Here is an 11,938-nt window from a genome sequence, read left to right on the forward strand (position 1 = left end):
CGGTTATGTCCTCCGCAGGGCATTGCAACACTCTTAGGTGTCACCGGTAGGCATCAAAAGGAAGCCCGACCCTGCGTGTGAATTTAACAGCGCCGAGATACATCAACTTGCCAGCAATAGCAACAGCCAAAAACGCCTAAACGCATTTAGGCGCGAATACCGACGAAAACGAGCAATTATTGGGCTTTTTGAACGCTCACCTTTGCGTCTTCGACACCCGGCACCACTTTGAGTGAACTGGCAAGTTCGTGGGAAAGTCGATAATTTCCGGGCAGCTCAATTTCATATTCTTTGGTCTTGTCTTCACCCATAACAACAACACTCACCTGCCCCTCACCACCGCGAATGAGCTGGTTTTGAAGTGAAGACAAACCGTCTGTGCTTTCCAGATAAAGCGTCATCTTGTTCGCCATGCGCGCAACCGCTTTGTCTATCGAGTGCAAGTTGATCAGGCGTAAACGCACACCATCAGGTTGCGCGTCGGCCTCCACTTCTAAAACGACAGATTGTCCTGTCGTTAAGAGGCTATCAAAACGGTCAAGCTGTTCGGAAAAAACAAGGCACTCAAAAGTGCCTGACGGATCTGACAAAGTAAGGATCGACATATTTGACCCCTTTTTTGTCTTACGGTCGTTCCGTGACGCAATGGTTCCTGCAAGTCGACCCGCACGAGCACCGCCGCGCGCCGCTTTCTCAAAAGACGACCAACTCTGCACATAATTCTCAGTATATAGCGACTTATGATCGTCCAAGGGGTGAGCTGACAAATAAAAGCCAATTGCAGAAAACTCTTTCGCCAATCGCTCGGATAGTGGCCAGGGCTTTATTCCTTTGGCTGGCTCGATAGGTTCAGGCCGATCTGCTGAAAACATATCAATCACGCCTTCGCGCCGATTGCTTGTCGCACGCTGAGCCGAGGAGATAATGGTATCGACCAAACTCATCACATCTTCTCGGCGCAAACCCATCTGATCAAAAGCGCCAGCACATGTAAGCGTTTCAAGTGTCCGCCGGTTTACAATCTTTGGATCCACCCGCGAGGCAAAATCTGCCAAATCCGTAAATGGTACGTCGCCGCGCACTTCAACAATATGCTCAGCGACGTTACGTCCCACGCCTTTAACAGCACAAAGACTATAGTGAATGGCTTCACCATGGACCGAAAAATGAACTTCTGAAGTGTTCACGCAAGGCGGCTTAACTTCAACATTAAGTCTATTCGCTTCACGTTTGAAATCATTCAGTTTTTCTGTGTTTCCCATATCCAACGTCATAGACGCCGCAAGGAACTCTTTGGGGTAATGCGCCTTTAGGTACCCAGTCTGATAGGACACCAAAGCATAGGCGGCTGCGTGCGATTTGTTAAAACCATAGTTGGCAAACTTCGCCACCAATTCAAAAATATTCGCAGCTTGCGCCTTATCCACGCCGCGCTTTACTGCACCATCCACGAACAAAGCTTTCTGCTTGTCCATCTCAGACTTAATCTTTTTACCCATGGCACGACGAAGAACATCCGCTTCGCCAAGTGAATAGCCAGACAAAACTTGCGCCAACTGCATCACTTGTTCCTGATAAACAATGATGCCAAAAGTTTCTTCAAGAATGGGTTTAAGCTTTTCATGCATGTAATCAGGCTTTTCAGTGCCATGCTTACGCGCGCAAAAACTTGGGATATTGTCCATAGGACCGGGACGATAAAGCGCCACAAGCGCAATAATATCTTCAAAACGGTCAGGCTTCATATCCAACAGCGTTCGCCGCATCCCCGGACTTTCAACCTGAAACACCCCAACAGTTTCGCCTTTTGAATAGAGCGAATAAGTCAGTTCATCGTCCAGAGGCGCTTTCTCGATGGAAAAATCACCACCATTGCGGTTGATATTTTTCACCGCATAATCAATGACCGTCAGGGTCTTCAGTCCCAAAAAGTCGAACTTAACCAGACCTGCATTCTCAACAACTTTCATATTGTATTGAGAAACAGGCATGTCCGAACGCGGGTCACGATATAGCGGCACCAGCTGCTGCAAAGGTCGATCACCAATCACGATACCGGCAGCGTGGGTCGAAGCGTGGCGGTAAAGCCCTTCAAGCTTTTGCCCGATCTGCAACAGATCTGCCACCGCCTCTTCTTCGTCGCGCATCGCTTGCAAACGCGGTTCACCGTCAATTGCTTCGCTCAGCGTGACAGGATTAGCCGGATTGGACGGGACGAGTTTACAAATGCGATCAACTTGCGGGTATGGCATTTGCAAGACGCGCCCAACGTCGCGCAAAACCGCACGCGCTTGCAACGACCCAAATGTGATAATCTGTGCAACTTGCTCAGCGCCATATTTGTCTTGAACGTAGCGGATCACCTCTTCCCGCCGATCTTGACAAAAATCGATATCAAAGTCGGGCATGGACACACGTTCGGGGTTCAAAAACCGTTCGAAAAGCAATGCGTAACGCAGCGGATCTAGATCGGTAATAGTCAAAGCATAAGCGACAAGCGAACCCGCACCAGACCCTCGGCCTGGTCCCACGGGTATGCCGTGCGCTTTCGCCCACTTAATGAAGTCAGAAACGATCAGGAAGTAACCAGGGAACTTCATGTTCACAATCACGTTCAACTCAAACTCAAGTCGATCGCGATAATCCTGTTCTGTAAGGCCCTCTGCTGGTCCATTCTCTGCGAGAAAGCGATCAAGCCCCTCTTTTGCTTGGCGCGCCAACTCCTGCCCTTCGGCTTCAACAGCCTCATCTGCACTCAGATTTGCAGGTGCAGCAAAGTTTGGAAGGATCGGGCCACGCTCCTGCGGGCTAAAGTGGCAGCGCTGCGCAATCTCAATGGTAGATTCTAGCGCTTCAGGAAGGTCAGCAAACAAGTCGCACATTTCCTGACGCGACTTAAAATAGTGCTCAGGCGATAGCTTTCGCCGCTCTGTTTGCGCCAGCACGCTACCCTCTGCGATAGCAAGTAATGCATCGTGGGATTCAAAATCATCAGACTTTGCGAAAAACGGCTCATTAGTCGCCACCAAAGGAATGCCATTCGCATAGGCGTAATCGATGAGTTGCGGTTCTGAAATCTTTTGACGCTCAATGTCGTGCCGTTGCAGCTCGATATAGAAGCGATCTCTAAAACGCTCCTTAAGCGAATTGAGACGCTCAAGGGCCACAGCGTCGTAACCTTGTGCAAAAGCGGGGTCGATGCCACCTTCTAAACCACCACTAAGGCAAATCAAATCATGGGTGAGTTCACCATCCAGCCAATCAAGGTGCAACTGGGCTAGACCGTCAGCGCTCTGAAGGTATGCCTGAGACACCAACTCGCTTAAATTCTCAAATCCTCTTTCAGATTGAGCAATCAGGACAATCGATTCTTTTGCAAACTTTTTGCGCTCTTTGCCCGGGATATCTTCCGGCGGCTCAAACTGAAGCGGGATTTCACACCCAACGATAGGTTGAAGCCCTTTTCCACTAGCCATTGTCGAGAATTGCAGCGCCCCAAAAAGGTTGGATGTGTCTGCAATTCCAAGCGCGGGCTGATCATCTGCAATTGCCAGATCGATCAATTTGGGCAGCTTTATTGCTCCCTCGAGAAGCGAATAAGCTGAGTGCGCATGCAGGTGAATAAAGCCGGGACCGTTTGTCATCATGCTTTACTTGTAAAAGAGGCTCGCCCCCACGCCAAGTGAGTATCTTTATTCATGCACAAGTGTCAGGACAAAGTGGCTAGGATATCAAGCCAAACAAGTGTAGCTGCGCTAAACGCAGTGATTGAACAAAGGGCCATCACGTCTTTAATCAAGTGTGTCATACTCATCTCCTTGTTGCCTGTTTGTTCTTATATATTCCCTTTTTGTTCTTGTCCACATTCTTTCCACAAATGATCCCCAGTGAAAACAATTATGGTAAATGCACGTACGCAAAAGCCCAGAACTATTGGCTATTGCCAGTTCTGAGCTTTTCAATAAGCGAAGAATGAGAAATCGCGGTTTTGGTTCTAAAACGTAAAAGGAACCAATTTTCCGTCTTTTAGGGTGAGTACCCGATCAGCCATTTTGGCAATGTCGTGGTTGTGGGTTGCGATCAAACCTGCCGCGTCATGATTGCGAATTGAATCTGCAAGCAGATCAAACACCACTGAACTCGTTTCGGGGTCCAAATTCCCAGTCGGTTCGTCCGCTAAGATCAACCCAGGAGAATTTGCAAGAGCACGCGCGATGGCCACACGTTGTTGCTCACCGCCCGACAACTGAGCTGGGCGATGTGTCCCACGATCTTTTAGCCCCATCATGGACAACAGTTCTTCACCGCGTGCCTTGGCCACTCTGTCCGCTTGTCCAGCGATCAATTGTGGCATCATCACATTTTCCGTTGCATTGAACTCAGGCAACAAATGATGGAACTGGTAAATGTAACCTACATGCTGTCGTCGAACCAAAGTGCGCTCCCGATCCGACAAGTCATCGGTTGGCACATCACAAATTGTAACACTTCCCGAGTCAGCGCGTTCCAACAAGCCCGACACGTGCAGCAGCGTCGACTTACCCGCGCCAGATGGCGCAACAAGCGCAACAATCTCACCACTCAAAATCTCAAGATCAGCGCCTTGCAGAATTCTAAGCTCGCCTGCGCCCTGCGCGTAAGTACGATTAATGCTTTCAAGTTTAAGCTTCACGTGTCGATCAACCATAGCGCAAAGCCTCCACCGGATCATATTGCGCTGCACGCCAAGCAGGATAAAGTGAAGCGAGGAAACTCAAAATCAACGCCATTGCCACAACAAAAGTGACTTCTACTGGGTCAGTTTTCGATGGTAATTCTGACAAAAAGAAAACTTCTGGTGGAAACAACGCGATACCAATCGTATCGGAAATCCATGCACGCAAGTTTTCAGCATTGGCTGCTACAACTAAGCCAACCACAAGTCCAATTAATGTACCCGCTACACCGATTGCTGTGCCTGTCATGCAGAAAATGCGCATAATTGAGGCCCGGGTCGCCCCTATAGTGCGCAGCACCGCGATATCGGCATTCTTTTCCTTCACAAGCATCACGAGTGACGAAATGATGTTAAACACAGCCACAAGCACAATCATCGACAGAATGACGAACATCACGACACGCTCCACCTGAAGCGCGGAGAAAAACGTCTCATTTCGTCGCTGCCAATCAGTGAAAATCATCGGTCGACCGGCAACCAACTGAAGCGGGTCACGCATAGCCGTCGTCGCATCAGGGTCATCCAAAAAGACTTCCAAGGCACTCACGCGATAAATGCGTTCGTACGCTGCATCAATTTGCTCGTCGGTTGCATCAAGTGGCAGTGGTTCCTGCCCATCTTTCAACACGTCACGATAAAGCTGGTAATAGTCTTGCCCCTGCTGCAACGGCATGAAGACGAAGAAGCTATCAAACTCCACCATCCCCAATTCAAAAATCACAGTTACAGGATAAGAACGGATCTGCGGCGTCGTTCCAAATGGTGTCACAACACCATCAGGCGTGATTATAGTGACAGGGTCACCAATTGAAACGCCCAGCTTCTGGGCCAGCCGAATACCAATGGCAACGCCACGACTGTCGTCCCAACCATCAAAACCACCTAAGATCGCAGCATTTGGCAAGGAGGGCAGCTTTTGAATATCCGAAAGGGCCATCCCGCGGACTGAAACTCCGGTCGACTGACCAACACCGGATGCAAGCGCCTGCCCTTCAGCGAAAGCGACGACAGATGTGACTCCGTCCACCTCTTCCATGCGCAACACGACATCGTTGTAGTCCTCAAACTGCTCTTCAATCGGAAAAACAGTAAAATGGCCATTTAGACCAAGGATCTTGTCGAGAAGCTCTGCTCGAAAGCCATTCATTACCGAAGTCACCACAATCAAAGTGGCAACGCCGATAGCAATCCCAGTCAACGTAAGCGCGGCAATGACCGAGATAAACGCTTCTTCACGACGCGCACGCAAATAGCGCCACGCAACCATAAATTCAAACGGCGAAAACGGCCTGTTTTTTTCGATCATCGTCGCGCTGCGCGTCGTCATAAATTATATCTTGTCCAAACGAAGTGGTTCAATAATGGCACGAATATGCTCAACCGCAGTATCAATCGAAACGTTTGAACGCTCACCCGTTTTGCGATCTTTGATTTCAACTTCGCCATTTTTAAGGCCGCGTGGCCCAACAATCATTTGGAAAGGCAATCCAATTAGGTCCGCTGTGGCAAACTTGCCACCTGCACCCATGTCACGATCATCATAGAGAACGTCAATGCCAGCATTTTTCAGCTCACTATAGAGCTTCTGGCAGGTCTCGACGCTCGCATCGTCCGATGTCTTCAGATTGATCAATCCAAGTTCAAACGGCGCCACAGAAACCGGCCAAATGATGCCATCTTCATCGTGACAGGCCTCAATAATTGCTGGAACTACGCGTGTTAGGCCAATACCATAGGAGCCCATATGTACAGCGACTTCTTTGCCTTCATCGTTAAGCACTTTCGCGCCCATTGGCTCAGAGTATTTTTCACCAAAGTAGAATACTTGACCAACTTCAATACCGCGAGCAGCAATGCGACGATCTTCAGGCACGTCAGCCTCAAACTTGTCCATTTCGATCATGTCTTCAGTCGCCGCATAAAGCGACGTCCAGTCATCAACGATCTCGCTTAAGTCACCATCATAGTCGATGTCCGCAGCTGGAATTGGCTTTTCCAGCAAATCGCGATCACAGAAAACGCCACTCTCGCCCGTGTCAGCAAGCACGATGAATTCATGACTCAAGTCACCACCAATAGGACCAGTTTCAGCCCGCATTGGAATAGCGGTTAGCCCCATGCGTTTATATGTCCGAAGATAGGCAACGAACATACGATGATAGGATTTAACTGCCGCTTCTTTGTCCAAGTCGAAGGAATAGGCGTCCTTCATCAAGAACTCACGGCTGCGCATAGTGCCAAAACGTGGGCGAATCTCGTCCCGGAATTTCCACTGGATGTGATAGAGGTTCAAAGGCAAGTCTTTGTAGGACTTCACATGCGAGCGGAAGATGTTGGTGATCATCTCTTCATTTGTTGGTCCGTACAACAAATCGCGACCATGACGATCTTCAATCCGCAGCATCTCTTTGCCATAATCATCATAGCGACCGCTTTCGCGCCAAAGGTCAGCAGACTGCAAAGTTGGCATAAGCAATTCAATCGCCCCTGCCCGGTTCTGCTCTTGCTCGATAATATCTTGTACTTTTCGCAAGACCTTATAGCCAAGCGGCAACCAAGCGTAGAGTCCACTCGCTTCTTGTTTGATCATGCCAGCACGCAGCATCAGCCGGTGCGAAACAATCTCAGCTTCTTTAGGTGTCTCTTTCAGGACGGGCAAAAAATAACGGGAAAGGCGCATATTGAAAGCTGCTCTTTTCGACTCGAAGATTGTTAGTTGAAGGTTCAGAGGCGAGAAAACGCCATATGGATATATTTATCAAGCCAAAACCACGATTTTGGCCATTAAGCACCGCAGTAAACCAAACATGCCAAAAAATGCATGATGGACACAAAAAGGTGATGACACCCGCCGAATCTGTTGTTAGTGTCCAATCCCAATAAGAGGGTTACCGGTTTTCAAACGGCGATCCCATCTCGCTGACAAGGTCAAGGGAGGAACATTGGCAACGTCTTGAACGCATAAGACCAATGCATTGTCGCGACACTATTTTTAGCAGAGCTTCGGCTCTGCTTTTATTTTGAATTCAACAAGTTGAATGAATTAGCTCCAGTAGTTCTTTATCCACTCACTGGACAGTCCAAGCCGCACCAAATACAGCAGAACAAACGCCAATATTGTGGCAATGCCCATCTTGATTAAGAGCTTAGGGCGCGTGGGTGCACCAGGTTCGTTGCCTGCCTCCACATGTTCGCCAGCCTCATGTGAAGACTGCACGCCAATAGGCAACGCGATGAACAAGCAAAGCCACCAAAGAACAAAATATAGTGCTATTGAACTGAGTAAATCCATGTGATTTTTCCCCTATCGGAAACCTCATACGCGATGGACGAAAACCTTCACATGCGGCTTCTTGCCCCAGAGTTGATTAATCTCCGATCTCACCGAGCGTCGAAGCGCTTCAGCAAATACCATTCGATCCGCACGTTTTTTCGCCGGCATTGATTTAACCGTGGCGGCAATTGCCATTTCCACCACTTCGTCAAAATCACCATCTTCATCAACAAGTGCTGGCAACCCAACCAGCTCAAATTCCGGTTCACCAACAATTTGGCCCTTGGAATTGATGCACATGGAGATATTTACAGTTCCGCCAAATGAAAGGCGACGTCGTTCTCGCACACCGCTTTCGTCTGGTTGACACAATATCTCACCATCAAGATAAACGCGACCGTTTGGCACTTCACCTTTATTGACGCTGGCAACGGGGTAAAGCTGGGCCATATCGCCATTGCGAACACCTAGACAATTCTTGATGCCCAATTCTTGCCCAAACTTCAAATGCGCGTCCAAATGCAACGCTTCACCATGAGCTGGAACCAAAATGTCTGGCTTTAGCCAATCATAAAGCTGGCGCAGTTCATCTCGGCGCGGGTGGCCGGAAACGTGAATCAGCGCATCTCGATCAGTGATCACTTCAACGCCCTGGTTGATCAACATATTTTGGATGTCGTTGACGTCACGTTCATTGCCAGGAATTGCCTTTGACGAAAAGATAACACGGTCGCCCTTCGCCAAAGTGATAACTGGGTGATCGTCCCGCGCAATTCGCGCCATCGCAGCACGACTTTCGCCCTGCGACCCCGTGCAGATCAAAACAACTTTGTCACGTGGTAAATACCCATAAGAATCTTGGTCAAGGAACGGCTCCAAGCCTTCCATTAGACCAAGGTCACGTGCAATCTCGCTGACACGGTGCACCGAACGTCCCGCGGCAACGACGTGTCGATCTGCCTTTTGCGCAGCACGCGCAATTGAAATCATCCGTCCCACATTTGAGGCAAAAATAGTCACTGCAACCCGGTTCGGCGCTTCTGCGATCAGTTGATCAAGCGTTTGGGCCACTTCGCCTTCGCCCGGGCTTGATCCTTCACGAATAGCGTTGGTGCTGTCGCCAACCACCGCCAAAGGACGCGGATCCGCACCAATCTCTCGAAATCGTTTCTCGTCTGTTTGTTCGTTGCCCACAGGTGATGGATCAAGCTTCCAATCACCAGTGTGAACCACCCTGCCCGCATCAGTTTCGATATAAAGCGAGCAGCTTTCAGGAATTGAGTGCGCCACATTCACCAGCTCAAGCGAGAAAGGTCCAGCTTTGAACTTCTCACCGGCATTGACGACCGTGATTGGAATAGTGTCCGTAAAGTTGTTTGAACGTGCCTTGCTATCCGTCATCGCCTTGGCAAACGGCGTTGCAAATACAGGACACTCCAAATAAGGCCAAAGGTCCAAAAGCGCGCCGTAGTGGTCTTCGTGCGCATGCGTGATCACAAGACCTTCAATATGCTCAACTTCATCTTCCAAAAAGCGGATGTCTGGCATTACCAGATCAATGCCAGGCAGGTCTGGCTTGGCAAAGGTCAACCCACAGTCAACGATCAACCATTTGCGCTCTTGTGGCGCGCCATAACCATAAAGGCCAAAATTCATGCCGATTTCACCCACGCCACCAAGCGGGATGAAAACCAATTGATCACTCATCAATTATTGCTTTCAAAATTCATATCCAGCGGGAAAATCTCGCCCGCCGTAATTGTTCGCGGCCGCCCCATATGGTCGACCAATAAATTTCCTGCCTCGTCGACACCGTCAAGCCGTGCAACGAAACTATCTGTACTTGTGTTTATGCGCATATCTTGCCCAACCTTATAGGCATGCGCCAACCAATCCGCCCGAATTGATTGAAACCCCTGTCCCATTGACCATTGTTCCAAACGCAACGCCACTGCATCACTTAGATACGGAAAAAAGTGCTCAACGGATGTATGAATGCCCCATTCATTGAGATTTCCAGCAGGATGATTGGTTTTGTCTGGATGTGAGATGATATTCACACCAAGCCCAACAACAACAAATCTCGATTGACCTTTCATGCCGCCTTCAAGCAGCAAGCCAGCACATTTCTTGTCGCAAAGGATCAGATCGTTGGGCCATTTGACCTCAATATCATCATCCTTGGGCCCAACGCCAGGCTCATTGATCGCTTCCACAGCATCTCGCAACGCAAGCGCCATCACAAACGACAACTGCGCTACCTTTTCAGATGGCGCAGGGTCACAAAGCAACAAAGAGGCATAAAGATTGCCCTTGGGCGAATTCCAATGACGACCACGACGGCCCTTGCCGTCTACTTGCTCGTCCGCCACCAGCCACATGGGGCCAGTAGCACCGGCGAGCGCATCCTTCATCAACGCTGAACTTGTTGAATCTATTGTTTCAACATGTTTCAGGCTAAATCCGTTTTGCGCTGCCCGTTCGCCTAAATGCACCACCTAGAACAAGCTGCCCGCGGCAATGCCTGCTACGTCTTTCAAGAAGCCGCCAACAGTAAGGCCGTATGTCACAATCAACGCAGCAGTCAGCGCAATCACAACATTCAGCTCGTTTGGTGTTTTGATAAACTGATGGTTTGGCTCATCAAAGAACATCGTACGCACAACGCGCAAGTAATAGAATGCGCTAATCGCACTTGCCAACACACCGATTACAGCCAACACGAACAGTTGCGCTTCAACGGCTGCAAGGAACACTTCCCACTTTGCGAAGAAACCAGCCAATGGCGGCAACCCGATCAATGAGAACATGATAATTGCAATGCCGGAAGCAATGAATGGACGTGTTTGAGCAATACCCGCCAAATCAGAAATATCTTCCACATAACCCTGATCAGTGCGCAGTGCCAAAATACACGCGAACAATCCAATGGTCATGGTCAGGTAAATCGCCATATAGATGGAAACACCCTCAACGCCTGTTTGTGAACCTGCCGACAAACCAACAAGTGCAAAACCAACGTGACCGATAGAAGAGTATGCGATCAATCGCTTGAGCTTCTTTTGACCAATCGCAGCGAAGGCTGCAAGAACCATCGATGCAATTGAAACAAAGATGACGATCTGTTGCCAGTCTTTGGCAATCGGCTCAAACGTGTCGAATACGACCCGGATGAACAACGCCATTGCTGCCACTTTTGGGGCTGATGCAAAGAAAGCAGTTACCGGTGTCGGCACACCTTCATAAACATCTGGTGTCCACATGTGGAACGGCACAGCTGAAATTTTAAACGCCAAGCCAGCAAGCAAGAACACCAAACCAACAATCAAACCAAGTGAAGGCTCGCCAAGTGATATCACTTTGGCAATTTCATCAAGCTGGGTTTGGCCCGTAAAGCCGTAAACCATTGAGGCACCGTATAGCAGCATGCCCGACGACAAGGCGCCAAGTACGAAATACTTCAAGCCAGCTTCAGTTGCACGACCGCTGTCACGCTTAAACGCAGCGATGACGTAAAGAGACAGAGACTGCAGTTCAAGACCGATATATAGCGAGATCAAATCGTTTGCTGAAATCATCATCAACATGCCCAAAGAGGCAAGGATGACGAGCACCGGATATTCGAACTTGTTCAAGTTATGGTCAGATGCCGTAGATACGGACAACACAAGCGCAAAAGCAGAGCCAGTTAGAACCAGCACCTTCATGAAGCGTGCAAAACCGTCTTGAATGAACGCACCGTTGAACAACACACCTTCAGCGGGGTGAATTGCGACCAAAACAGCAGTGACGGCCAACAATCCGATAGCGACACCAACAATCATGGTGTTGCCGGTCTTCTCATTGCTGAACACGCCCATCATCAGCAAGATGATCGCTCCTATCGCGAGCAGAAGCTCGGGATATGCTGGAGCAAGAGCAACAAAACTAGTTAGATCAGATGACAT

Annotated in this window: 8 protein-coding genes; all 8 read right to left on the reverse strand. The window is 49.2% G+C overall.

Going from position 1 to position 11,938, the window contains the following annotated elements; all coding sequences use genetic code 11:
- Positions 1-176: 176 nt before the first annotated feature.
- The 8 genes from dnaE to nuoN all read right to left on the reverse strand — a co-directional run bounded on the left by dnaE (position 177) and on the right by nuoN (position 11,938).
- The gene (gene dnaE / locus QQL65_RS13740; protein ID WP_284366297.1) at positions 177-3,644 is read right to left on the reverse strand and encodes a DNA polymerase III subunit alpha; all 3,468 of its coding nucleotides are present in this window, start codon (positions 3,642-3,644) and stop codon (positions 177-179) included.
- A gap of 350 nt (positions 3,645-3,994) precedes the next feature.
- Entirely contained in the window at positions 3,995-4,687 is a 693-nt protein-coding gene (locus QQL65_RS13745) for an ABC transporter ATP-binding protein (protein ID WP_284365480.1), read from the reverse strand.
- Positions 4,680-6,044, reverse strand: coding sequence for an ABC transporter permease (locus QQL65_RS13750; RefSeq protein ID WP_284365482.1), 1,365 nt, complete (start codon positions 6,042-6,044; stop codon positions 4,680-4,682). The genes QQL65_RS13745 and QQL65_RS13750 overlap by 8 nt, the downstream gene beginning before the upstream one ends.
- A 3-nt stretch (positions 6,045-6,047) precedes the next feature.
- Entirely contained in the window at positions 6,048-7,397 is a 1,350-nt protein-coding gene (proS, locus tag QQL65_RS13755) for a proline--tRNA ligase (RefSeq protein WP_284365485.1), read from the reverse strand.
- A 363-nt stretch (positions 7,398-7,760) separates the two neighbouring features.
- Positions 7,761-8,009 (reverse strand): DUF1467 family protein, encoded by a 249-nt coding sequence (locus QQL65_RS13760; protein WP_284365487.1) that lies wholly within the window; start codon positions 8,007-8,009, stop codon positions 7,761-7,763.
- A gap of 24 nt (positions 8,010-8,033) precedes the next feature.
- On the reverse strand, positions 8,034-9,698 hold the full coding sequence (locus QQL65_RS13765; RefSeq protein ID WP_284365488.1) for a ribonuclease J: 1,665 nt from the start codon (positions 9,696-9,698) through the stop codon (positions 8,034-8,036).
- On the reverse strand, positions 9,698-10,489 hold the full coding sequence (locus QQL65_RS13770) for a biotin--[acetyl-CoA-carboxylase] ligase (protein WP_284365490.1): 792 nt from the start codon (positions 10,487-10,489) through the stop codon (positions 9,698-9,700). Before QQL65_RS13770 ends, QQL65_RS13765 begins: the two co-directional genes overlap by 1 nt.
- The gene (nuoN, locus tag QQL65_RS13775) at positions 10,490-11,938 is read right to left on the reverse strand and encodes an NADH-quinone oxidoreductase subunit NuoN (RefSeq protein WP_284365492.1); all 1,449 of its coding nucleotides are present in this window, start codon (positions 11,936-11,938) and stop codon (positions 10,490-10,492) included. It lies immediately after the preceding gene.

Source organism: Maritalea porphyrae, from assembly GCF_030159895.1.
Lineage (GTDB): Bacteria > Pseudomonadota > Alphaproteobacteria > Rhizobiales > Devosiaceae > Maritalea > Maritalea porphyrae.